Source organism: Ectobacillus soli (genome assembly GCF_042610425.1).
Classification (GTDB): domain Bacteria; phylum Bacillota; class Bacilli; order Bacillales; family Bacillaceae_G; genus Ectobacillus.
On record NZ_JBGJZM010000001.1, the window covers coordinates 197,884 to 222,932 of the forward strand.

The window sequence follows — 25,049 nt, forward strand, 5'->3', positions numbered from 1 at the left end:
GTGGAAAAGATGGAAGGAAAACTAGTAATAGTTGGCGGTGGCTTAGCAGGCCTAATGGCAACAATTAAGGCTACAGAAGCTGGAATGAAAGTTGACTTAATTTCTTTAGTTCCAGTAAAACGTTCTCACTCAGTTTGTGCACAAGGTGGTATTAACGGTGCCGTTAATACGAAGGGTGAAGGGGATTCGCCTTGGGATCATTTCGATGATACTGTATATGGTGGGGACTTCTTAGCGGATCAACCGCCTGTAAAGGGTATGGCTGATGCTGCTCCTGGAATTATTCACTTAATGGATCGTATGGGTGTAATGTTTAACCGTACTCCAGAAGGATTACTTGACTTCCGTCGTTTTGGTGGAACACAATTTCATAGAACAGCATTTGCTGGAGCAACGACTGGACAACAATTACTATATGCGCTTGACGAACAAGTACGTCGCCAAGAAGTAGCAGGACTTGTTACAAAGTATGAAGGATGGGAATTCCTTCGTCTTATTCTTGATGATGCTGGTGTAGGTAAAGGAATCGTTGCACAAAACTTAACTTCTATGGAAATTAAAAGCTTCCCTGCTGATGCTGTTATTATGGCAAGTGGTGGACCGGGAATTATTTTCGGAAAATCTACTAACTCTATGATTAACACAGGTACTGCAGCTGCAGCTGTGTACAAGCAAGGTGCAACTTATGCGAACGGCGAATTTATTCAAATTCACCCAACTGCTATTCCTGGGGATGATAAGCTTCGTCTAATGAGTGAATCAGCACGTGGTGAAGGCGGTCGTATTTGGACATATAAAGATGGTAAACCTTGGTACTTCTTGGAAGAAAAGTACCCTGCATATGGTAACCTTGTTCCTCGTGATATTGCAACGCGTGAAATTTTCCATGCTTGTATTGATTTGAAGCTTGGAATTAACGGGGAAAACATGGTTTATCTTGACCTTTCTCATAAAGATCCAAAAGAACTTGATATTAAGCTTGGTGGTATCATCGAAATTTACGAAAAATTTACTGGTGATGATCCTCGTAAAGTACCAATGAAAATTTTCCCTGCGGTTCACTATTCAATGGGCGGACTATGGGTTGACTATGAACAACATACAAGTATTCCTGGTGTGTTTGCAGCCGGAGAATGTGATTTCTCTATGCACGGCGGAAACCGCTTAGGTGCAAATTCATTGTTATCTGCTATTTACGGTGGTATGATTGCAGGACCAAATGCAGTTAAATATATTCAAGGTCTTGAACACTCCACTGATTCCGTTTCTTCTAAAGTATTTGAACAACATGTTTTAGCTGAAACAGAACGCTATAATAATATTCTATCTCTTGATGGTAATGAAAATGCTTATGTACTTCATAAAGAACTTGGAGAATGGATGACTAATAACGTAACGGTTGTTCGTTACAACAAAACTTTATTAGAAACTGACAATAAAATTCAAGAACTTATGGAACGTTATAAGAAAATTAATATTACTGATACAACAAAATGGAGTAACCAAGGTGCTTCCTTTACTCGTCAGTTAGAAAATATGCTTGATTTAGCTCGTGTTATTACACTTGGAGCATATAACCGTAATGAAAGCCGCGGGGCGCATTACAAGCCAGAATTCCCAGAACGCGATGATGATAACTTCTTAAAACATACAATGGCTAATTTCGATGCTACAAATCGTGCACCAAAATTAAGCTATAAAGATGTAGATACATCTCTTATTGCACCGCGTAAACGTGATTACACAACACTACACGAAAAGGCTAAAAAGCCAGATGAAATAGATTCGAAGGGAGATAAGCAACATGTCTGATAAAACAGTTCGTTTTATTATTACGAGACAAGATTCCCCAGACTCTGCACCATACGAACAAGAATTTGAAGTTCCTTATCGCCCAAATATGAATGTTATTTCAGCGTTAATGGAAATTCGTCGTAACCCAGTTGATGTAAAGGGGAATACAGTAGTACCTGTAGCTTGGGATATGAACTGCTTAGAAGAAGTATGTGGTGCTTGCTCCATGGTTATTAATGGAAAGCCACGTCAATCTTGTACAGCACTAATCGATAAATTAGAACAACCTGTTCATTTAGCACCAATGAAAACATTCCCTGTTATTCGCGACCTACAAATCGATCGTAGCAGAATGTTTAATGCACTTAAGAGAGTAAAGGCTTGGATTCCAATTGACGGAACATATGATTTAGGACCTGGACCAAGAATGCCTGAGAAAAAACGTCAATGGGCTTATGAACTTTCTAAATGTATGACTTGTGGTGTTTGTTTAGAAGCATGTCCGAACGTAAATAGCAACGCTAGCTTCATCGGACCAGCTCCGCTCTCACAAGTACGCTTATTTAATTCACATCCAACGGGTGCAATGCATAAGGCAGATCGCTTACATGCACTTATGGGTGACGGCGGACTTGCAAACTGCGGTAATTCACAAAACTGTGTTCAATCTTGTCCTAAGGGAATTCCTCTTACGACTTCTATTGCAGCACTTAATCGTGAAACATCTATTCAATCATTCAAAGACTTTTTCGGTAGCGATAATAACTACTAATATGTAGTGTTGCCTCTTCCCTTATTAAGGGAAGAGGTGATTTTTATAAGGAGAGTTAACAAGTGAAGAATATTTCGTACATTGATGATTTGACAGCATGGGAAAAAGAATTTTCTTTTTTCATTCCGCGTAAAGTACGATTTTCTGATACGGATATGTTTGGACATTTGAACAATAAAAAAACGTTCACATATTTTGAAGATGCATGTCTAGAGCTTTTCAAACAGTTCGGGTTTACTGAAGAGTGGATGAAAAAGGATGCCGAAAAGATTATTGTTGTAGCCAGCATGCAATGTGACTACGTGCATCAAGTTTTTTATGATGAGGATCTAAAGGTGTACATAAAGATACATAAAGTAGGAACATCCTCTATAGAACTTCATTTCATGATTAAGAATGAGCCAGGTGATATTACTGCAGTTGGTCGTAGTACAATGGTTCAAGTAAATAAAATCACTGGGAGGGGTTTTCCATGGTCAGAAGAATGGAAAGCAGACCTTCTACAAAAAGAATACGCACGTTAGAAAAGTGAACAGATATAAGAATTTGTTCCTTTTTTTTCTTGAGAACTGGTGAAACAAATGAATAAAATTCAATAGAAAAGACCGTCTAACATTATCAGTTTGACGGTCTTTTCTACATCATTTATTTTTTACAGCTTCTTCTAATGTAAGTTGGTGATTATAGATATAGGTTGCCTGTGGATTTCCCACGTATCGAATGTGCCATGGTTCATAGGCATATCCGGTAATAGTGGTTTTATCTTCCGGATAACTAATAATAAAACCGAATTCATGAGCATGATCTTTTAACCATTTACCTTCTGGAGTATCACCAAACGTTTCGTTTAATTCCATTAATAAGGATTTAGATGTAACATCAGCAGCCAGCCCTGTTTGATGTTCACTTGTTCCTGGAAGAGCGCTATACTGCTCGGCACTTTGCTTTCCTTGTTTCTTTACGTAAGAATTAAACAGTTGTTCTTGTGATTGATATGACCGATAGCCCGAGACTAAATACAATGTAATATCGTCTTTCTTTGCTTGCTTAAACAAATTTTCTAAAGAATTAGCCGCTTCTTTACGTAAGGTTGGATGAGCAGTTTTGTCACCTGCATTGAAAAGAACGTCTGGCTTTACAAGATCTTCAGGAACATAATTGGATGGAAGCTTGCGTTGTTTATCAACAAGCACCAATAGGGAAGAGGGATTCGTAACAATGTTTGAATCTCCTTCTTTTTGCAAGGTTTCATCATAGCCAGGAAAAGTAGGTTTACTGTTTGTTGTACTAGCACTTCCTTGACTATTTTGTGTAGACGAAGCATTTCCTTTCGCTTTGTCAGCTAATACATAATTACGAAAGATTACAATAGACGATATTACGATAGTAAAGATTATGAGTAGTGGTAGTAAAAATTTCTTCATTTCGTTTCGAACTATTCCTTTCTACATTCAAAGAGTTTCATGCTCTTCTAAATTATATCGGTTATACAATGAAATGAGAAGAAAAATCATCAGGAAGAAAAAGGACTACCTCTATATGTTAAGTAAAATGGTTCATAGAGCATTATAATTTCTGTACATCAATAATCCGAAACCCATTTTCTTCTAATTCTTCTCGCAAGGAAGGTAACTGAGAGAAAGTAAAATCCTTTCCTAGCGTAAAAATTAGCCGGCGAACATAGAGAGCTTTATTATCTAACGTAAGCAGGCTTTGAATGCCGGAATACTTTTTAAGCACTTTTGCTAATTTTCCAATTGCACCATTATAATCCTGTATCCCAACAGTAATTGTATACGATCCAGAATGAATGCCCCACGCATCTTCTAGCAGTTCAAAAATCTTCGAATGTGTCAAAATTCCTAAAAAGGATTGATTTTCATCTAGAACGGCAATGTATGGTAAACGTTTAATCGTAAAGAATACATTAAAAAAAGAGGAATTTTCGTATACAAAGACATTCTTGTCATCTAATAGTTCCATAATCGATGTATCTAGTGAATGTGCATGTTCTAAAATATCAACTTTATACAAATTTCCAAGATACTTAGTTTCAGTTGTATTTAGGACTGGAACACAACGATAGCCGGTTTTATTTAAATGTTCTAAAGCTTCTTTCAACGTAGCATCCTCTTTTAAATAAAGTACTTCTCGTTTTGGAACATAATTACCTTTCACCCTCATTGCCTATTCCTCCTCTATATATTGTTAAAGAAAATATACAATATACAAAAAATAAATGAAATGGATTTCAGGAAATATAATGAATTTGTCGTAAAGAAGCGGTTCTTATGTAGTATGGATTTAGAAATGATATACTTTAATTTGGAAATCATTTATAATGAAAGAAATAAATAGTTTTGTAAGTCGGAGGAGCCTGTCATTTAGGCTCCTCTTTGTCTTTTTTAGAAGAAAAAAAGTAGACTACGGGGTTTTAACAAAAAGAAGGGGGAAAAGCATGCTACTTATACAACTAGCGATCATATTATTATTTTCTAAAATTGCAGGACACTTAAGTGTAAGACTTGGACAGCCGTCGGTACTTGGAAAACTTCTCGTTGGCATACTATTAGGTCCATCAGTGTTGGGACTTATTTCAAACAGTGATATTTTGCAACAGCTATCACAGATTGGGGTCATTCTTCTGATGTTCATAGCCGGGATCGAAACAGACTTAGACGAATTTAAGAAAACAGCTAAAGCGTCGACAATTGTTGGAGTATTTGGTGTGATTGCACCAATGATATTAGGATACGTTGCTGGTATAACATTTGGAATGACAACACTGCAATCCTTATTTCTAGGTCTTTTGTTAGCAGCAACTAGCGTAAGTATCTCCGTTCAATCCTTAAAAGAGCTAGGCAAGCTTCAAACGAAAGCAGGAAATACGATTTTAGGGGCAGCAGTCATTGATGATGTACTGGTTATTGTAGCATTAGCCTTTGTGATGAGTTTGGCTGGAGGAGATGTGCATATTGGCACAATTTTATGGAAGAAGGCTGTATTCTTTCTTGTGATTTTTGTAGCAGCATGGAAATTCGTTCCTATGTTTCTAAAATACTTTTCTTATTTAAAAGTATCTGAAACGATAGTAACAGCTGGACTAATTGTGTGCTTCTCCTTTGCTTATTTTGCGGATTACATGGGAATTGCAGCAATCATCGGATCGTATATCGCTGGCGTAGCAATCAGTATGACAAATTATAAAAAAGTAATATTCGAAAAAACGGAAGCGCTTGGATACTCCTTGTTTGTTCCTATTTTTTTCACGAGTATCGGTCTTTCTGCACAATTTTCAGGTATTCTTGAAAACTGGGTTCTTATTTTAGTTATCAGTATAGTTGCTATTGTATCAAAGTTGATTGGATGTGCAATCGGTGCAAAAGTTTCTCATTTCACATGGAGAAATTCATTTGGAATTGGAGCTGCGATGGTGTCCAGAGGAGAAGTAGCGCTAATTATTGCTGCTATTGGGCTAGAAAAAGGTTTGATCGAACAAAGTATGTTTTCCATTATCGTTATCGTTGTACTTATAACAACGATTCTTACAGCGCCGCTTATGAAGATATTCTTCAATGAGCGTGGTAAAGAAGTAGTAGCGCAATAGTGTATGTCATCAAAAGAGTTGTTTCAATTGATAGGGTTTGTATAGAAGGGGTAGTAAATAAAAACAGGCAGATGGCCACGAATTCCTCGTGCATCTTCCTGTTTTTTTACGTGCAGGTGAATATTTTTAGTATAGACTAATAAAGTTGCATAAGGAAAAATATGATGTATAAAAGACTCATTTTTGCACATTCCTTATTTTTTATCATAGGTTACGGTATGGAGAAAGTTAGATAAAACAAATAATAAGGAGATGAGAAGTGTTGAATGAATTGGATATAGCTAAGGTTACGAAAGCTACCACGCTAGCCCATCAAGAGGGATGGAAAAGAAGCAAGGGGAATCCGAGTTTACAAGAGGTATATAAAACGATGCATGTACCGAAGAAAGGAAACTTCTTTCGGAAGTTACTCGCATTCATGGGACCTGGATATCTCGTTGCAGTTGGATATATGGATCCAGGAAACTGGGCAACATCACTTGCCGGTGGATCTGCCTTCAATTACACTCTTCTATCGGTTATTCTTTTGTCTAATATGATGGCAATCGTTCTGCAGGCACTATCGGTGAAGCTAGGGATTGCGACAGGACGTGATTTAGCACAAGCGTGTCGTGATCATTTTAGCAAGCCAGTAGCATTTGTATTATGGATACTTTGTGAGCTCGCTATTGCAGCTTGTGATTTAGCGGAAGTAATTGGAGCTGCCATTGCATTGCAACTGCTGTTTGGTGTCCCGCTTTTATGGGGTGTTTGTATTACTTCATTCGACATCCTCCTTGTTTTATTATTGCAAAGTAAAGGGTTTCGTTACATTGAAATCATCGTCATCGGCTTAATATCTACCATTGCAGTATGTTTTGGTGTTGAGCTATTTATGTCACAGCCACAGTTAAATGAAGTAGCAAAGGGGTTTATCCCAAGCACGGAAATTATTCAAAATCCAACGATGTTATTTCTTGCACTTGGTATTTTAGGGGCAACCGTTATGCCCCATAATTTATACTTACACTCGTCTATTGTGCAAACCCGTAAATACGAAGAATCAATAAAGGGAAAACGAGAGGCTATTAAGTATTCTGTCATCGATTCTACGATTGCTCTTATGTTAGCGTTATTTGTAAATGCGTCGATACTAATTTTGGCAGCATCTGCTTTTTATACGAACGGTCATACAGATGTTGCAGATATTAAAGACGCCTATACGTTGTTAAATCCCCTACTCGGAACCGGCATTGCAAGCACTTTGTTTGCTGTTGCCCTTCTTGCTTCCGGTCAAAATTCAACCTTAACAGGAACACTAGCAGGGCAAATTGTAATGGAGGGATTTTTAAATATTAAAATTAGACCATGGCTGCGGAGATTATTTACTCGTCTCATTGCCATCATTCCAGCCGTTATTGTAACGATTTTATACGGGGAAAAAGGAACGACCGATTTATTAATATTAAGTCAAGTTATTTTATCCCTTCAGCTTTCGTTTGCAGTTATCCCATTAGTGATGTTTACAAGTGATAAAAAGAAGATGGGGGTATTTGTAAACTCACGAATAACGAAAGTCATTAGTTGGTTCATTGTAATCGTAATTGCTACGTTAAATGCTTATTTGCTTATAAATATGTTTTTTATGTAAGTATTAGCATCATATAGAAAACGTCCTAGCACAAAAAAAGGCTAGGACATTTTTGATTAATCAGTATTTATAATGTTTTTGAGCCCTTTACTCCGTTAATGGTATAGCTCGCTGTAATTTCTGCGTTTAAGGAATGCGCAACAGAGCAATAGGTATCCTTTGAAAGCTGGATGGCACGAACGACTTTTTCTTCTGGAAGATCGCCTTCCAATGCATACACAATATGAATAGCTGTAAATCGCTTCGGATGATCCTGTGCACGCGCTCCCTCTACTTCCATATGAAAGGCAGTTGGATGTAAACGCATTTTATGAAGAATGCTAATGATGTCAATACCCGTGCAGCCAGCTACAGCATTTAATAAGAGTTCGGTAGGACGAGCTCCGGTATTTTGTCCACCTACTTCTTCCGCAGCATCCATTTTAATCTCATGTCCGGAAGGTGTAACGCTTGAAAATCCCATTTGACCAGTCCATGTTACATTTGTTTTCATATGTATCTATCCCTTCTTTATGTTTCTAATTCCGCTTTAGCGCAGATACTTATCATTATTATACTAGTGTGTGCGATAAGTGGGAAATGAAACACATTAAAGGGAGTAACTATGGTGAAATATTCCGTCCATGTTATGTTTTCCGAACAGTAAGTAGTTTTGATAGCTGCTTTGGCGTAGAACGACAGAGTAGGAGAATCGATTGGCGCGCCTTAGCAAAAGCTACAGATCTTTCAAAATACTGATATAAACAGGAGCTTGAACGAATGACAAAAATGAGCCAGTGATTCTTTCTTCGGTTCTTTTTGTATGTAAATTTTCTATCTTTATACCGTGCATTGTAGCAAAGGAAAGAATCATTTCTAATCTAAGATTGTATATACTGTACAGATGACTTCATTCTTTAAGAAGAGGAGGTGCACATATGAGTATTGCATCGCTGCGTGGCAAACAAATCGATGTAGAGATTTCGGGTAAAGTTTTGTTTCAAGGAATACTAATTGAACAAAGTAAAGAAATCGTTGTTTTGTTTGATGGAAAAAATTTTATGTATTTTCCACTTTTGCATATTCATCGTATCAATGAGAGCGCAGTTCCTAATGGAGAGATTACAAATCCTAGCGTAGGATCGTTGGTAAAGAATGATCAATCTATATCGTTTCAGACTATTCTAGAAAATGCCAAGGGACGTTTTACAGAAATTTATGTAACGGGTGACATATCCCTTCATGGCTATATTGTGAGTGTTCAAGAGGATTACCTTTACTTCTACTCTCATGTTTTTAACATGATGCTGCTTTCCACACACCATTTAAAATGGCTTATTCCTTACCATTTAAAAACGATCCCTTACACGCTTAGTGATGAGAAAATACCTACCGTTCCATCCACCATCCCCTTACATGCATTATTTGAAGAACAAATAAAGAAGTATGAAAACGAGCTAGTTGTGTTTGATATGGGAGGAAAGTCGACAAAAATCGGACTATTAAAGAAAGTGAATGAAGGAATTATTGAATTAGTTGTAGCAAATGGGGACACGGTTTATATCACAGTAGCGCATATTCAATCCGTTCACATTCCTGGATGATTGTTCAAACCATGAATGGGGGATTTTGCATCCCCCATTGGCTTGGCATTTTTGTGGGTGATTTATATATGGCCAGTAAACACCAAAGTTATCCAATAATAAAGCGTTATTAACGTAAATAGTAGGGTTGGGGGAATTACAAGACATGTAACCTTAATATAGGTTCCCCATCCAATTTTAATATGTGCCCTTCGTAAAATATGCAACCAAATTAAGCTTGCAAGGGTTCCAACGGGAAGAAGGAGAGATCCCATATCACTACCGATAATCATCGCTAAATACACCGTTTTCACTGTAATTGGGTCTAATCCCATTTCAGTTAGTGCCATAGTTCCAATCATTAATGCTGGATGATTATTAAATAGGTTAGAGAGAACGGAAAGTAGGATTCCCATAATGAGACTGGCATTCCATAAATTCGTTGTAATATAAGGGTGGATACTACTAATGAGATAGCTTGTTAAACCGATGTTATGAAGACCGAATACGAGTACATACATTGAATACGCAAATAGCAGAATATGCCATGGCGTTTTGATTAATATGTCAAATGGCGCTAAACGTAATTTGTACCATCTCCATCCTAGTAATATAACAGACCCAACTATAGCGATGATTTCGATTGGCATGCCAAAGTAGGAAGCAATGAATAAGCTAATTCGTACTCCTAATACGAAAAGTAGTATATTACGCATAAATTTTGTACGTAACCTTGCTTGTTCGGCAGCTAATTTTGGTTGTAAAGGATGAAACGATTGCGTAGCAAAATTCTCATCTAACTCAAGGGAAATGGCAGGTAGTCTTCGAGGAATATCTTTTTGAAGAACAAGAAACAACATACAAGACATGAAGAGTAATCCGATTGTACCAGGTACGAACATCATAGCTGTATGCATATAGAGATCCATATGGATAATCTTTAATGCTATTAGATTAACAATATTACTAACACCTATTGGGGCGCTAGATGCGGTAGCAATTAAAGCGCCGCTTAGTAAATACGGGACTTTTTGATGTGGCTTTAATTGTAAGCGATTTAATAGGAGTAAAAGTATCGGGGTTGTGATAAGAATACTACCATCGTTATTAAAGAAAAGAGTCATTAAAAAGCATAGTAAATTTGTGTACCAAAATAATCGTATTCCCGAGTCCTTTGCTTTTATTACTAATTGAGCAGCTGCCCAATGGAAAAATCCAAAACTCTCCAATACAATTGCCATAACCATCGTAGCGATAATGGTTACAGCAGCCCCCATAACCTTATTGCTAATCTCGTTTAAATCCAGTAAGGAAACACTTCCGAAACTTAAAACGATAATAGCGCCGATCATTGCTGGAACAGCTTCATTTATTCCCCTTGGACGCCAAAAAATGATTACCATTGTTAATAAAAAAACAGAAATGGTACTAATAATTTGAATGTTGATAAATAAAGCGCCTCCCTCCAAACCTTGACATACCTTATGTTTATCTGTCTCTAATATTATATATATGCGTTATCCTATTGCTTGGACTAAACGGAACTCTTATTTCTATATAGAAATAACGGATAGTAGGGATTATTATGGAGTATAGAATTAGAAAAAGTATGACTAGTTAAAATGCTTACAAACAGATAGGGAGACTTGTAATGAATTATAAAGGGATTGTTCTCATTTCTACCACATTGATCATCATTAGTTTACTAACCGGTTGTGGGATAGGCAACCAAGGCATGACGAATCAATCGAAAGAACAACACAAAATTGCAGGTACCGAAGTAACAGCAAATCAACTGAGACTGAAATGGTTGAATGTATCTTATGCAAGTGTATCTCATGCAGAAAATCTGGATATTTATTTGCCTAATCATATAGGAGATGGACCATTTCCTGTTATTCTAAACATTCATGGCGGTGCCTTTCGATATGGGAAAAAAGAGGAAGAATTAAGTAATCTACAAGCAGCTTTAAATAGGGGCTATGCGGTTGTTACGATGAACTATAGATTAAGCGAGGAATCCCGTTTTCCAGCACAAATTCAGGATGTAAAGGCTGCAATTCGATTTCTGAGAGCGAATGCAAGCACCTACCACTTAAATCCTACTAAAATTGCAACATGGGGTTCTTCAGCAGGTGGTTATTTAGCAGCATTAGCCGGAACATCAGGTGGTAATCAAGAATTTGAAGGTGCCGACCTCGGCAATGCGAACCAATCTAGTAGCGTACAGGCAGTTGTGGACTGGTTTGGTCCTATTAATTTTTTAACGATGGACGATCAGTTTAAGCAAAGCGGGTTAAAGGGAATTGACCATAATACACCAAATTCAGCGGAGTCTCAATTACTGGGGGATACGATTACAAACATTCCTGATTTGGTAAAAAAAGCGAACCCAGAAACGTATATCTCGAAGGATGACCCGCCTTTTTTTATTCAGCATGGTTCTCACGATACGGTTGTTCCGGTGCAACAATCAACGGAATTTGCAGCGAATTTGGAAAAGGTAATCGGAAAAGATAATGTAATGTTAGAAGTATTTGACGGTGCAAAACATATGGATCCAAAATTTAGAACGACGACCAACATAGAAAAGGCACTTGATTTCCTTGATAAAACGTTAAAATAAGTAATTGTTGAAACATTTAAATCTAGGTTACCATTCATATCAAAAAAAGCTAGCATTTATGCACCACAAGGCTTACGCTCTCATACAATACAAATGACTAAATGGATACCCAATCCCAATTTGGCTCTGGCGTAGGCAAGGAGGGTTATACCAGTTGATAAAGGATAAAGACTTTGGATCAAAACCGCTACTTACAAAACGAGAGCGTGAAGTGTTTGAACTTCTCGTGCAAGACAAGACAACGAAAGACATCGCAGGTGAACTGTTTATCAGTGAAAAAACCGTTCGCAACCACATTAGTAATGCAATGCAAAAGCTTGGAGTAAAGGGGCGCTCACAAGCGGTTGTAGAGCTTCTTCGTATGGGAGAGCTTGAATTATAGGTAGGGGAACCGGCTGTTGTAAGGGGGCCGGTTTTTTCGTGAGAAAGCTGTGTTTGTTTTTATAAAAACATCTTGCAAATTAGGATGAAAAGGAGCAAAATACTTCAGTGGGATTGTTTCCCTAACCTATTGTAATAACGAATCGGATGAACGGTGGCCGATAGCATGTTATGCTAATGAGAAGAATATTGTGCCTAACTTATAGTACAGACAGAAAATGGGGCGATCTTTTGAATAGAGCAATTGGTGTTTTGGATTCCGGCGTGGGTGGACTGACCGTAGCGAAGGAGCTTATTCGGCAATTACCTAAGGAACGAATAATTTATTTAGGTGATACAGCACGCTGTCCATATGGACCACGACCACGCGAGGAAGTACGAAAATTTACTTGGGAAATGACCAACTATTTGTTGGCACAAGATATAAAAATGCTAGTGATTGCCTGCAATACAGCAACTTCTGTTGTGCTAGAGGAAATGCAGGCTGAATTGCCAATACCAGTCGTTGGCGTTATTTATCCAGGTGCACGTACTGCACTAAAAGTAACGAATAATTATCATGTGGGTGTAATTGGAACGATTGGAACGATTCAAAGTAAAGCCTATGAATTTGCGTTAAAGTCGATAACGAATCGTGTAACAGTGGAAAGTTTAGCTTGTCCACCGTTTGTAACACTTGTAGAAAACGGTGAGTTTAATGGCGCGCATGCTCGTAGTGTTGTACAATCTGCACTGGAACCACTTAAACAAACAAATATTGATACGCTAATTCTTGGATGTACGCATTATCCGATATTAGGTCCTGTTATACAAGATGTCATGGGAAAACAGGTACAACTTATAAGTTCCGGTGATGAAACAGCACGAGAAGTAAGTACGATTTTATATCATAGTAATTTGCGAAATACAGTGGAAGAACAAAATGATCACTTGTTCTTAACAACGGGACCAATTGAAACATTTAAAAAAATTGCCTCCAGCTGGTTTGGACAACCAATTGAAAATGTAAAACATATTACTTTGCAGCAAGAAGCCTATTCCAAAGCTGAGTAACGCAATGTATACATGTATGACGAGTATCAGGTATTTCCTTGGTACTCGTTTTTTCATTCTCTTACCTGCGTTTTCTCCAACAGGTAGTTCTAAATGTGTTTGTAGCTCGTATACATATTAGTACAAACCATCTTAGGAGGGGAAACCTATGCAAAAAACCGCAATATCTTGGATTAGTACGATTCTAATAGGTACTGTGCTATTAGTAGGCTGTGGGGCGGTTACTAAGGAGAAAGCTTCACAGCCAGTTGATCCACCTGCAAATGTTACGAAGAAAGATCAAGATAAGAAAAATACGAATGAACCGGCTAAAGAGGAAAAAAAGGCAGATGCAGCGAAACATGAGCTATATCTTGTTGATAAAAATGGGTATGTCGTACCTCAAGCTATAGATTTACCGAACGCTAAAGATAATGCTGTAATGAAGCAGGCACTGGAATATTTAGTGAAAGACGGACCGGTAACAAGCCTTCTACCGAATGGGTTTCAAGCGGTTCTTCCTGCGAATACACAGATAAAGGGTGTAGATGTTCGCAGTGATGGAACTGCAGTGGCAGACTTTTCAGCTGATATTAAAAAATATAAAAAAGAAGAAGAACGCCAAATTGTCGAATCCATTACGTGGACGTTGACGCAGTTCAAAGACGTAAAACGTGTGAAAATTCAAATTGAGGGTCAAGATCAAGCGATGATGCCAGTCAATAAAACGCCAATTGGTGAAGGAGTAAGCCGAGCGGACGGTATAAATTTTGACGATGAGCAATTGGTAGATGTAATGAATACAAAGCCAGTGACGCTCTATTTTGTAACGCAGAGTAATAAGCAAACGTATTATGTACCAGTAACGCGGCGTATTTCTAATAGTGAGAAGGATGAAGTCATTTCCGTTGTAAATGAGCTGATTAAAGGTCCGTCTCAGAAGTCTCAGCTTGTCAGTGATTTCAATCCAGATGTAAGACTTGTAAATGCTCCGACATATGAGAATGGTAAAGTAACACTTAATTTTAATGATAATATATATGCGAGTGTAGGGAAAAATGTAATCTCTAACTATGTTCTTGGTGCTCTCGTTTTGTCTTTAACCGAGCAAAAAGGCGTGCAGAGTATTTCTATTGAAGTGAATGGAAAATCGGATTTACTTAAAGAAAATGGGGAAAAGCTAACGAAACCTGTGACAAGACCGCAAAATGTGAACACTGGTAGTTTTTAGTATAGTGGGTTTGGTATACTAAACAAGCAGGGCTCGGCAAAGGCTAATTAGAAAAATTTGTGTGAACGAAACTTGGGTGTAAGGAAGAGGTGCCATGTTAGTATGGGATTCTCATCTGTTTCTAATAAGAATAAGGAAGTATAATAGTGAAGAGGTATGGCTCGATCCTTGTTTAGGAGCGAGCCATATCCGCTTTTCTTAATTTCCATACATACCGTCATTTTAGGCTATACTAGAATTGCAAGGAGGAATGAATCATGAGAGTAGATGGACGTCAAAAGGATGAACTACGACGTATACATATTCATACAAACTATTTAAAACATCCAGAAGGCTCTGTTTTAATTGAAACGGGAGATACGAAAGTAATTTGTAATGCCAGTGTAGAAGACCGCGTACCCCCATTTATGAGAGGGGAAGGGAAAGGCTGGATAACGGCTGAATATTCAATGATTCCACGTGCAACCCAGCAGCGCACCATTCGTGAGTCAAGTAAGGGAAAAGTAACAGGACGTACAATGGAAATTCAACGATTAATTGGTCGTGCACTCCGTGCTGTAGTTGATTTAGAAGCACTTGGTGAGAAAACAATTTGGATTGACTGTGATGTAATTCAAGCGGATGGCGGAACAAGAACGGCCTCCATTACAGGTGCCTTTGTAGCGATGGTACTAGCATTTCAAAAGCTCGTGAACGATGGAAAGCTATCTAAAATTCCTGTAACCGATTATTTAGCGGCAACCTCGGTTGGAATATTGGACGAGCTAGGAGCGGTGTTAGATTTAAACTATGCAGAAGATTCTAATGCCAATGTAGATATGAATGTCATAATGACAGGGCAAGGAAAATTTGTAGAAGTACAAGGTACGGGTGAGGAAGCTACGTTTAGCAAAGAGGAGCTATCTCAATTGCTAGCTTTAGCAGAAAAAGGAATCAACTCACTTATTGAAGTTCAAAAACAAGCGTTAGAAAGCATTGGAGAAACGATAACTATTCAATGAAGGGCTGGAGCGCTATGAAACAAGTAGTAATTGCTACAAAGAATATGGGCAAGGTAAAGGATTTTGAACAGCTCTTTGCGAAATATGAATTAGAGGTTAAATCCTTGCATGACTTTCCTCGTATTGAAGAACCTGAAGAAACAGGGGAAACATTTGAAGCGAATGCAATTATTAAGGCTGATAGCTTATGCAAACAGCTTGGACAAGTTGTAATTGCGGATGATTCAGGTCTTATGGTGGATGCGTTGTTTGGAAATCCGGGTGTACGCTCTGCTCGTTATGCCGGAGAAGAAAAAGATGATGATGCAAACATCCAAAAAGTACTAGAAGAATTAAATGGAGTTCCAGAAGAAAAGCGTACTGCACGTTTTTATTGTGCGCTAGCAGTTGTATTCCCTGATCAGAAAGAACCGATTCTTGTAAACGGAACGATTGAAGGAACTATTTTAGAGCAGCCACGCGGTGACAATGGCTTTGGTTACGATCCAATCTTCTATGTAGAAGAACTGAAAAAATCAATGGCTGAGCTGTCTCGTGAAGAAAAAAATAAACGGAGTCACAGAGCAAGAGCGCTTCATAAATTAGAGAAAAAAATACCTGAGTGGTTTTAAGACAACAAGAGGCAAAGGGTGAAGAAATATGAAAGCGTTGATTGTAAGCGATAGCCACGGTTTAACAAGCGAGCTTAAGAATTTGAAACAGCAGTATGAACAGGAAGTCGATGTAATGATTCATTGCGGAGATTCTGAGTTGTCCATACAAGAAACGGACGGTTTTGAGATTGTAAGAGGCAATTGCGACTATGAAACGTCATATCCTAATGATATTGTTACGGAAGTAGAAGGAATTCGCTTATTTATTACGCATGGTCATCGTTACAATGTGAAAATGACGCTACAAAACGTGCTCTATAAGGCAAGAGAATGCCAGGCACAAGTGGTTTGCTTTGGCCATTCTCACATTATGGGTGCAGAAGTCGTTGCGGGAACGCTACTTATTAATCCTGGAAGCATTGCACTTCCTCGAATGCGTAAAGAAAAAACCTACGTTTTACTAGAAATTGAAACGAACGTAGCCACGGTTCAATTTTTAGATTTAGAAGGAAACGTAGTAGTAAAACGAGAATTGTCTTTAAACGAGTAAGAATAAATCGTTTAAATGAAAGATGAAGAACATCAAGCTTTCTTTTTAGTAGGATAGAGAAAATGTTTCTATCCTACTAAAAAATATGTTGACTTTGTTATGGTACAAGATTATAATAAAAAACGTCGACACAACGACATTGCAACAAATGATTTATGCGGGTGTAGTTTAATGGTAGAACTCCAGCCTTCCAAGCTGATAGCGTGGGTTCGATTCCCATCACCCGCTCCATAATGTCCCAGTAGCTCAGCTGGATAGAGCAACGGCCTTCTAAGCCGTCGGTCGGGAGTTCGAATCTCTCCTGGGACGCTTTTATCTACATATCGAATCGCTATATATAAGCCTTTTAGGACGCCAAATGAAATGTCAGTGCATCGGTCAAAAGCCGAAACGACTCAAAATTAGGCGTATGCTAGAAGGCTTTTTGTTTTACGAAAAAAAGGAATACTATCTATTTCGGAGGACTCAATAAGCATAGGCATTAGGCTGATGCAAATGGGGATTTTCAGTGGTCTTGGCAAGTGGGAGGCCGTACATATTTAGGGACTGTTCCTGTATCATGTAATGGTGCAAGTGTAGACACATCATTTACTGTTGTATATTAGTAAATGAAAGAATATAAATCAAATGGCGAACCTATAGATGGTTCGCTTTTCGTTTGTATTAGGTTGAAAACGAATTATGGTAAAAGGAAACCTGGTAACAAAATCATTGTCGAACATAATCTGAAAAAAAGTGAAAAGCTTATTTGATAGCTAAATTCCTCTCTTTAACTACATATCTTACCTTTCCCCGATAAAATAAGTGATCCTTTTTAACTGTATTGAATTCTATTATTTCTTTATTTATTTTAATAGTCTACTATAATTAAAATAAACGAGTATTATCTGAAAATATTTTAGATTGCAAATCTAGAGGAGAAAACAAGGCGTGAATAAAAAAGTTGTAAGAATATTAGTACAAATGACTGTTGCTACTGTGCTTGTGCAAGTAAGTGTGCCTTTGATTCATACTAGTGCACAGGAAATACAGCAAAACAAGGAACAAACAGTATTGGTTGTCTATAAAAATCAAGAAGGGAAAAATACAGTTTTACAACATAGCAAGAATATTGAACACCAATTTGAAAGCGTCTCTGCTGTATCTGCAACGGTTGACCAAACTGATATTACAAATTTAAAAAACAATCCGAATATTGCTGATGTCGAACCAAATGTAACCGTTAAATTGCAAGACGTTCCCGCAACATTCGTTAAAGCACAAATGACTACGGTGACAAATGGACAAAATTCACAATGGGATATGCAAGCTGTACAAGCTCCCCAAGCATGGCAAGCAGGATTGACAGGAAAAGGTGTAAAGGTTGGAGTCATTGATTCAGGGATTGCTCCTCATAGTGATTTGACTATTGCTGGCGGCGTATCCGAAGTCAGCTACACAACATCGTATACTGATGATAATGGGCATGGCACACATGTAGCTGGAACGATTGGTGCAACAGGAACTGGAACGGTACAAGGGGTTGCACCTGATACGCAGCTCTATGCTATCAAGGCAATGGACAGCACTGGCACAGGAACGTTGCAGAATATTATTGCAGGGTTGGATTGGGCAATTCAAAATAATATGGATATCGTGAATTTATCTTTTGGAGTAGATACAGATAGTCCTTTATTACATAATATGATCGACGAAGCTTATAATCGAGGGATTTTACTAGTCGCATCAGCTGGAAATAATGGAGATGCAACAGGTACAGGAGATACGATGCTGTATCCTGCTAAATATAGCAATGCCATTTCAGTAGGTTCCGTTGATCAGGATTTAAGTCGCTCTTCTTTTTCTTCGACAGGTCAAGAATTAGAAGTAAGTGCTCCTGGTTCCAATATTCTATCTACTTATTTAAATAATGGATATGCGATTGGCAGTGGTACATCAATGGCAGCACCGCACGTTGCAGGAGTTCTCGCTTTATTAAAACAAAAATATCCGTCTATGACGAATGCTCAGCTTCGTCAAGAGTTGGATAAGGATACAAAAGATCTTGGCATTGTCGGAAGGGATACATTATTCGGATATGGATTGGCAGAATACCCTGCGCAAGAAACAGTTCAGCCAGCACCAACCCCGAGTAATCAAACAGTCAGCTTTGATGCGATGTTTGTCCACACGGCGGGGAATGCGATTTGGACCAGCCCATATGGTGATCAGGGAGCTAATTATGTGGGGGATACTACTATGTATGCTGGCAAAGTTGTCCACATTTCTTCTGAAACGCAAAGAGGAGACGTGCTTTGGTGTTATGTGAATGTAAATAATCAGCCAATTGGCTGGGTGGACAATCGGGTGTTGGAAAACGTTTCTATTGTTAATGATCAAGATGCAAATCAGCTGGTTAAAAGTACTACCGGTAATGGAGTATGGTCCGCTCCTTATGGTATACAAGGTTCCAGCTATGTTGGATCAACAAACAATTATGTAGGAAAAGTGATTAAGCTAATTCAAAAGATAAGTCTTGGCAATGTTGTATGGTATCAATTCAGTGTAGATAACCAGGTAATTGGATGGATAGATGGGCGAGTGTTAAGTGATGTAACCGGTATTAATGACAGCAACCGAGATGTCGTAATGGGGGCAACAAACATAAATAGCATCTGGTCCATGCCATACGGTGTTCCTGGGGCGAAGTATCTGGGTTCAACAGACTTGTATGCTTATCGTAATATTACAATCCTAAATACTACAACGTATCATAACACCCTTTGGGATAGGATCAGTATAGATGGACAAGTAATTGGCTGGATTGATGATAATGCTTTGGATACATTAGGTGTAGCAAAAGCTGAGAATTTGGATGTGACGATAGGCAGTACTTATAACAATGGAATCTGGTCAACTCCTTACGGAACCCTTGGTGCTAAGTATTTGGGAAGTACGAACGACTATATGTATCAAACGGTTCTTGTAGTAATGAGTGTTCAAAAGGGGAATACATTGTGGTACCAGATTCAAAAAGACGGAAAATTTTTAGGCTGGATCGATGCAGGAAAGGCATTGACTGATTTGACTGATATACAAGATGAGAACCAAACAGCTCTGATGGGCTATTCTGGTAAAGGGGACGCAATTTGGAACATCCCGTACGGAGAGTATGATGCCAAATTCGTTAATCTTGTCGATCGGTATAGCTATCAACCGGTTCAAGTAGTGAAAAGTGCCAAAAAAGGTCAAACAGTGTGGAATGAAATTTCCATAGGAGGCAATGTAATAGGATGGGTAGATGCCAATAATATCTATACAAATGTTACCAACGTACAATCTGAAAATAGAACTGCGTTTGTTGTCGCTCTAGATGGAAATGCAGTTTGGACAGCTCCATATGGGGAACATGGAGCAAGTTATGTAGGTCCCGCAAGTAATTATATAAACAAGCCACTTCAGCTTATTCGCAGCCTGGATATTGGTGGGGTACATTGGTATCAATTCAAAGTCGATAACCATGTTGAAGGCTGGGTTGATTCACGTGCTATTTCAGGATAGAAGCCAAATACTATTCTGATACATCTTTAAAGCATATTTGCCTTAAATCAAATTACGTCTTCCTTGTTTCGTAGAGTGGGTTTAGCGCTAAGATTGAAATAAAAATGCAAAAGTGGGTACGACATTGTACAGAGACATACCCGCTTTTGCACATAATAGTCTTCAAAAATCAACTTCCTCTTCATCCACTTGGTCTATTCCACCTATGACTTCCTCTGCGTATATTATTTTACCAGAAGACCATTCTTGTACATCGGTAGCACGTTCTGCTTCTTTCTGTACAATCTGAATCGGAGCGGTTTTAAGTAATTCTTCTATCATGGTAAGTTTGTCCATGATTCGGTCTTGTTCCTCTTTTTTGGCAACCAACTCTACGATAAACGGTGCTAATGATCGGCTTTTTGCTTTTTCATCTAGTATGCGATAAATCCGTTCAGGTATATCAGTTGTAGAGAAAGCCATTTTTTCTCTTCGTTTCATCTGCAATCACACCTTATATTGTGATTTTTGTCATTTCGTTTAAGCTCAATATTTCTAATGCACATAAATTAATGGTTCGAGGCGTAGGAGCGAATATTTCGTTTTCATCGTATTCGATAATATCGTGTAGAAAAAAGTGGTTATTTTCAGCGACGCGTTGTGTTACATGCTGTAATAAACTGCTTTTTATATAAGGTTCTAGAATAGGAGATTCCCCGCCAATATATATGAACTTTAACGGTTCATCATTTGATGAAATAAATGATTCTAGTACTGCATATTCGAGGAAGGAGGCATATTTGGCAAGTGTTTCTTGAAACATATTCGTTAGGTCGTAGCTTTCACCTGTATTTTCATTGTTTAATTTGTATTGCTGGGATTTGTAGTGGTTTACAATGAACTTTTCTAGCGCTCGTAATTCCTTAAACTTTTCGAGTAGTTTTTCTTTTCTGAAATCCTCTAAATATCCTAAAAAGGGGACAATGTCGATTACTTGAAAAGCATCACGGTCTTTTGGTGAGGTAAGACCTTTCCCTAACAAAACTGCATCTGTAGATCCCCCACCAATATCGACCAATACCACTTTATAGGCATTAAATTGTTCTGCTTCGCGTCGTTTTACAATCTTTATGATCTTTCCCTCTTGATCTTGTTTCATCATTTTATATTTAATTGAGTGGCGAGCAACTTCGCATTCGATTTTACATTTTGCTCGGCTAACAGTGATATGTAGCTCTTTGCTCATACCCGGTGTATGGATGATAACCGAGTGATCAGTATGAAATCGCTTTTCCATCATGTTTTGGGCAGTGCTAAATTTTTCTTCTCGCTTTAGCAGCCAAATAGGGAGCATCATGTGCATCGATTCAATCTCGATAGTGGAGTCTTCTTCGTTTTGATCATGCAGTGCATGATAATAGGAAATGGCGCTCAAGAAAATGACATAGGGAATGTTGCTTTTCATCTTATCGTGCATTCGGTTTACATGGGAATTAGCCTGCATGGCATGTTCTGCGGCCTCCCCTACAAGAAAGTACTTTGTTTCAAGCCCTATGGTAGTAGAGAGAAGCATACTTCCTAGTAAATCTTTTGGATTAGTAATGGTATCTGTAAAGTGTCGTTCAGCCTCTTGCTTACTAAGTTCAACGACATTGGTAGGAAGCTCAATATAATATCCATCCACAAGAAAATTGCTTGTACTATTCCCGAAATCAGCATTGAATCGCATTACCTTCATTCTATTCCACACCCTCTTTCTTAAAATTAATTCACATTTATCTGATACTAATTCTATCAAAAATGGAATTATTTACAATATAAATGTGGAATATTCAGGAAAATAGTGTTCGACAATTCTTACTTAAGTATAACTTATGTGTACATACGTAAGAGAAGTATGGTTGGTGTACAATTAATAGAAAGGAAAGATTGAAATGGGATTGTAATACATGTCAATTGTTGTGTTTATATAGTTCTTTTGCTATAGTTACTTTTAAGTGTATAAAAGACTAAAAGAGGCGAAAGCATGAACGAAAATGAAGAGAAAATCGTGCTGTTTCCAAACCTTTCTGACCGTTTGCGCGATATGGGATTTGATGCTTTGCATGCAAAACAATTCGAAGAGGCATTGCCATATCTCAATCAGCTTCGTATGTATGGCTTACATGATGAGCATTCTGAATTTGCTGCTGTTGTTTGCCTCATTGAGCTTCATGATTGGAAAGAAGCAAAAGCGCGCTGTGATGAGTTGTTAGATGCTAGCGATGAATTGCAAACAGACGTAGAAGACATCTTTATTACCATTCTCGTACAGCTGCATGATTATCGCGCAGTTATTAAGACGGTAGATCGGATTCGAGAAGAACCGGATATTTCAGAAGAACGAAAGCAAAAATTTTCTGCCCTTTATTCCTTTGCACAGAATATGTTACAGGAAGAAGTAGTCATACCTAATGAATCGGAGCTAACAAAAGTGTTTGTAGGTAAAGATCTTGTAAAACAGTTACGTGCATTGCAGGAATTACGGGAACGTGGAACGGTACGTGCATACTCCTTTCTCAGGTCTTTTTTACAGCAAGAGGATCAGCATCCTTACATAAAATCAATGATTGTACATATGATGATGGAGTACGAAGTAGCTGAGGAAATTGAAGTTGTTAAATATGGCCGCTCTGTAACTGTCGTACCTAAAGAGCTTCTTACTGAGCGGGATTCCCCGTTCTCTAAAGAAGTTTTACGACAAGTAGAGCAAATTATGGGACAGGATAATCCTACTATGTTTCAAGCTGTCGAAGAGTATTGGTATCAAGTGATTACTATTCTGTTTCCACTTAATCCATCACCTGAAAATGAAACTCTTTGGGCTGCAGCATTGCAGAAAATTGGAGAAGAACGTTTTTTCATGTATGCAGATGATAACAAAATTGCCAAGCAATATGGGGTTGCCACTACTGCATTACATAGTGCATATGAAGAACTTTTAACAATAGAAAAAGACGAGTATTTAAACGTATAACGAAAAAAATACTCCGATTATTGAAAGCACAGATTTGTATGATATAATGTAATGGTTGTATAATGCGCAAATATGCATTTTTGCGGGTAATATTTACTATTTCCTTGCAAATTTCGTATGATTCTCGGACATACATACCGAGTTTTAATAGCTTATTATTTATAGTTGGAGGGAACGAATAAATGGCTACAAAATGGGAAAAATTAGAAAATAATGTAGGCGTACTAACAATTGAAGTAGAAGCAGAAGAAGTAAAAAAAGGGTTAGACGCTGCATTTAAAAAAGTTGTGACACGTGTAAATGTACCAGGATTCCGTAAAGGAAAGGTACCTCGTGTATTATTTGAAAGACAATTTGGTGTTGAATCTTTATACCAAGATGCATTAGATATCTTATTGCCTGAAGCATATTCAAAGGCAATTGATGAAACGGGTATTTTCCCAGTTGCTCAACCTGAAATTGATGTTGAACAAATGGAAAAAGGAAAGTCTTTAATCTTTACTGCAAAGGTAACTGTTAAACCTGAAGTGAAACTTGGAGAATATAAAGGCTTCGCATTAGAAAAACTAGATACAACTGTAACAGATGAAGATGTAGACAACGAATTAAAATCATTGCAAGAAAAACAAGCTGAACTTGTTTTAAAAGAAGAAGGAACAGTTGAAAAAGGCGATACTACTGTTATCGATTTCGAAGGTTTTGTTGATGGCGTAGCATTCGAAGGCGGTAAAGGCGAAAATTATTCTCTTGAAATCGGTTCTGGCTCTTTCATTCCTGGATTTGAAGATCAATTAGTAGGAGCGAAAACAGGAGAAGAAAAAGACGTAGAAGTTACGTTCCCTGAAGAATATCATGCTGCTGATCTTGCAGGTAAACCAGCTGTTTTCAAAGTATTGGTTCATGAAATTAAAACAAAAGAGCTTCCTGCTTTAGATGATGAATTTGCAAAGGATGCTAACGAAGAAGTTGAAACTCTTGATGAGTTGAAAGCAAAACTTCGTAGTGATTTAGAAGAAAAGAAAAAGGTAGAATCAGAAAACAAGCTTCGTAACGATGCAGTCGAAAAGGCTGTTGGAAATGCAGAAGTAGACATTCCTGATGCTATGCTTGAAACAGAATTACACAATATGATTCACGAATTCGAGCACCGTATTGAAGCACAAGGTATGAATTTAGAAATGTACTATCAATTCACAGGAACAGATGAAAGCAAATTAAAAGAACAAATGAAAGACGAAGCATTAACACGCGTAAAAACAAATCTTGTTCTTGAAGCTGTTATCGAAGCTGAAAACGTAGAAGTAACAGATGAAGATGTGGATGCAGAAATTGCAAAAATGGGTGAAATGTATAATATGCCTGTAGATGCTGTGAAGCAAGCACTTGGAAATCTTAGCGCTGTAAAAGAAGATTTAAAAGTTCGTAAAGCTGTAGATTTATTAGTTGCTAGCAACTAATAAATATATGTTATATTTGTAGTTAAATGAGCAAGCATACATGCAAGGCACGATGGTAGATCGTGTCTTGTTTTATAAAAAAATAAATTTTTTAAACGAAATGTTTATTAAATTTAAAGGAACATTATGATTTTGTGTAGAATATATGTATTTTAAAAATTATATGCATTTTTTAATCAAAAAGTGCGACCATATCATTTGTATTTATTCAAGTGTAGTGACATAATATGTATTTACATAGGGTAGAAATTTTAGGTTACATATAGTGGGTACTGTTT

The 25,049-nt window shown here is 37.8% G+C and carries 22 protein-coding genes and 2 tRNA genes; 18 read left to right on the plus strand and 6 right to left on the minus strand.

Going from position 1 to position 25,049, the window contains the following annotated elements; genetic code table 11:
* The first annotated feature begins 9 nt into the window (after positions 1-9).
* The 3 genes from sdhA (at position 10) to ACAN53_RS01015 (ending at position 3,090) form a co-directional block, all read left to right on the plus strand.
* Positions 10-1,812: a succinate dehydrogenase flavoprotein subunit gene (gene sdhA, locus ACAN53_RS01005; RefSeq protein WP_379965710.1), complete on the plus strand. Its 1,803-nt coding sequence runs from the start codon at positions 10-12 to the stop codon at positions 1,810-1,812.
* Positions 1,805-2,566, plus strand: a complete 762-nt coding sequence (gene sdhB / locus ACAN53_RS01010) for a succinate dehydrogenase iron-sulfur subunit (protein WP_379965713.1) — start codon at positions 1,805-1,807, stop codon at positions 2,564-2,566. The genes sdhA and sdhB overlap by 8 nt, the downstream gene beginning before the upstream one ends.
* A 62-nt stretch (positions 2,567-2,628) precedes the next feature.
* The gene (locus ACAN53_RS01015) at positions 2,629-3,090 is read left to right on the plus strand and encodes an acyl-CoA thioesterase (RefSeq protein WP_379965716.1); all 462 of its coding nucleotides are present in this window, start codon (positions 2,629-2,631) and stop codon (positions 3,088-3,090) included.
* Between the two features lie 117 nt (positions 3,091-3,207).
* Here the strand turns inward: ACAN53_RS01015 and ACAN53_RS01020 are convergent, their stop codons facing one another.
* Both ACAN53_RS01020 and cbpA read right to left on the minus strand, forming a co-directional pair.
* On the minus strand, positions 3,208-3,990 hold the full coding sequence (locus ACAN53_RS01020; RefSeq protein WP_379965719.1) for a M15 family metallopeptidase: 783 nt from the start codon (positions 3,988-3,990) through the stop codon (positions 3,208-3,210).
* Positions 3,991-4,132: 142 nt separating this feature from the next.
* Positions 4,133-4,750, minus strand: coding sequence for a cyclic di-AMP binding protein CbpA (gene cbpA / locus ACAN53_RS01025; RefSeq protein ID WP_379965722.1), 618 nt, complete (start codon positions 4,748-4,750; stop codon positions 4,133-4,135).
* Positions 4,751-5,024: 274 nt separating this feature from the next.
* On the opposite strand from cbpA, the gene ACAN53_RS01030 reads away from it, so the two are divergent.
* A complete protein-coding gene (locus tag ACAN53_RS01030) occupies positions 5,025-6,173 on the plus strand; it encodes a cation:proton antiporter (RefSeq protein ID WP_379965725.1) in 1,149 nt (382 codons plus the stop codon).
* 262 nt (positions 6,174-6,435) lie between these two features.
* Complete coding sequence (locus tag ACAN53_RS01035) at positions 6,436-7,803, plus strand: Nramp family divalent metal transporter (RefSeq protein WP_379965728.1); 1,368 nt, start codon at positions 6,436-6,438, stop codon at positions 7,801-7,803.
* Between the two features lie 67 nt (positions 7,804-7,870).
* Here the strand turns inward: ACAN53_RS01035 and ACAN53_RS01040 are convergent, their stop codons facing one another.
* The gene (locus tag ACAN53_RS01040; protein WP_379965731.1) at positions 7,871-8,296 is read right to left on the minus strand and encodes an OsmC family protein; all 426 of its coding nucleotides are present in this window, start codon (positions 8,294-8,296) and stop codon (positions 7,871-7,873) included.
* A gap of 424 nt (positions 8,297-8,720) precedes the next feature.
* On the opposite strand from ACAN53_RS01040, the gene ACAN53_RS01045 reads away from it, so the two are divergent.
* Entirely contained in the window at positions 8,721-9,386 is a 666-nt protein-coding gene (locus ACAN53_RS01045) for a DUF2642 domain-containing protein (RefSeq protein ID WP_379965734.1), read from the plus strand.
* A 62-nt stretch (positions 9,387-9,448) separates the two neighbouring features.
* Here ACAN53_RS01045 and ACAN53_RS01050 read toward each other — a convergent pair whose 3' ends face one another.
* A complete protein-coding gene (locus tag ACAN53_RS01050; RefSeq protein WP_379970194.1) occupies positions 9,449-10,813 on the minus strand; it encodes an arsenic transporter in 1,365 nt (454 codons plus the stop codon).
* Positions 10,814-11,016: 203 nt separating this feature from the next.
* Here ACAN53_RS01050 and ACAN53_RS01055 point away from each other — a divergent pair, with 203 nt between their 5' ends.
* From ACAN53_RS01055 to ACAN53_RS01100, 10 genes are all read left to right on the plus strand, one after another.
* Entirely contained in the window at positions 11,017-11,991 is a 975-nt protein-coding gene (locus ACAN53_RS01055) for a prolyl oligopeptidase family serine peptidase (protein ID WP_379965737.1), read from the plus strand.
* 157 nt (positions 11,992-12,148) lie between these two features.
* The gene (locus tag ACAN53_RS01060) at positions 12,149-12,373 is read left to right on the plus strand and encodes a helix-turn-helix domain-containing protein (RefSeq protein ID WP_379970196.1); all 225 of its coding nucleotides are present in this window, start codon (positions 12,149-12,151) and stop codon (positions 12,371-12,373) included.
* Between the two features lie 176 nt (positions 12,374-12,549).
* Positions 12,550-13,425, plus strand: coding sequence for a glutamate racemase (racE, locus tag ACAN53_RS01065; protein ID WP_379965740.1), 876 nt, complete (start codon positions 12,550-12,552; stop codon positions 13,423-13,425).
* Positions 13,426-13,573: 148 nt separating this feature from the next.
* Positions 13,574-14,635 (plus strand): GerMN domain-containing protein, encoded by a 1,062-nt coding sequence (locus ACAN53_RS01070; RefSeq protein ID WP_379965743.1) that lies wholly within the window; start codon positions 13,574-13,576, stop codon positions 14,633-14,635.
* Between the two features lie 257 nt (positions 14,636-14,892).
* A complete protein-coding gene (gene rph / locus ACAN53_RS01075; protein WP_379965746.1) occupies positions 14,893-15,636 on the plus strand; it encodes a ribonuclease PH in 744 nt (247 codons plus the stop codon).
* A 14-nt stretch (positions 15,637-15,650) separates the two neighbouring features.
* Positions 15,651-16,247: an XTP/dITP diphosphatase gene (locus ACAN53_RS01080; RefSeq protein WP_379965749.1), complete on the plus strand. Its 597-nt coding sequence runs from the start codon at positions 15,651-15,653 to the stop codon at positions 16,245-16,247.
* Between the two features lie 28 nt (positions 16,248-16,275).
* A complete protein-coding gene (locus ACAN53_RS01085; RefSeq protein WP_379965752.1) occupies positions 16,276-16,779 on the plus strand; it encodes a metallophosphoesterase in 504 nt (167 codons plus the stop codon).
* Between the two features lie 157 nt (positions 16,780-16,936).
* Positions 16,937-17,010: transfer RNA gene (locus ACAN53_RS01090), tRNA-Gly, on the plus strand.
* Between the two features lie 4 nt (positions 17,011-17,014).
* Positions 17,015-17,088 (plus strand) — tRNA-Arg (locus ACAN53_RS01095).
* 621 nt (positions 17,089-17,709) lie between these two features.
* Positions 17,710-20,319, plus strand: a complete 2,610-nt coding sequence (locus tag ACAN53_RS01100; RefSeq protein WP_379965755.1) for a GW domain-containing glycosaminoglycan-binding protein — start codon at positions 17,710-17,712, stop codon at positions 20,317-20,319.
* A gap of 162 nt (positions 20,320-20,481) precedes the next feature.
* On the opposite strand, the gene ACAN53_RS01105 is transcribed toward ACAN53_RS01100, so the two are convergent.
* Positions 20,482-20,799, minus strand: coding sequence for a hypothetical protein (locus tag ACAN53_RS01105; RefSeq protein ID WP_379965758.1), 318 nt, complete (start codon positions 20,797-20,799; stop codon positions 20,482-20,484).
* Between the two features lie 13 nt (positions 20,800-20,812).
* The gene (locus tag ACAN53_RS01110; RefSeq protein WP_379965761.1) at positions 20,813-22,036 is read right to left on the minus strand and encodes an Alp7A family actin-like protein; all 1,224 of its coding nucleotides are present in this window, start codon (positions 22,034-22,036) and stop codon (positions 20,813-20,815) included.
* 288 nt (positions 22,037-22,324) lie between these two features.
* On the opposite strand from ACAN53_RS01110, the gene ACAN53_RS01115 reads away from it, so the two are divergent.
* Both ACAN53_RS01115 and tig read left to right on the plus strand, forming a co-directional pair.
* Positions 22,325-23,314 (plus strand): hypothetical protein, encoded by a 990-nt coding sequence (locus tag ACAN53_RS01115; RefSeq protein WP_379965764.1) that lies wholly within the window; start codon positions 22,325-22,327, stop codon positions 23,312-23,314.
* A gap of 182 nt (positions 23,315-23,496) precedes the next feature.
* Entirely contained in the window at positions 23,497-24,771 is a 1,275-nt protein-coding gene (gene tig, locus ACAN53_RS01120) for a trigger factor (RefSeq protein ID WP_379965767.1), read from the plus strand.
* Positions 24,772-25,049: the final 278 nt, after the last annotated feature.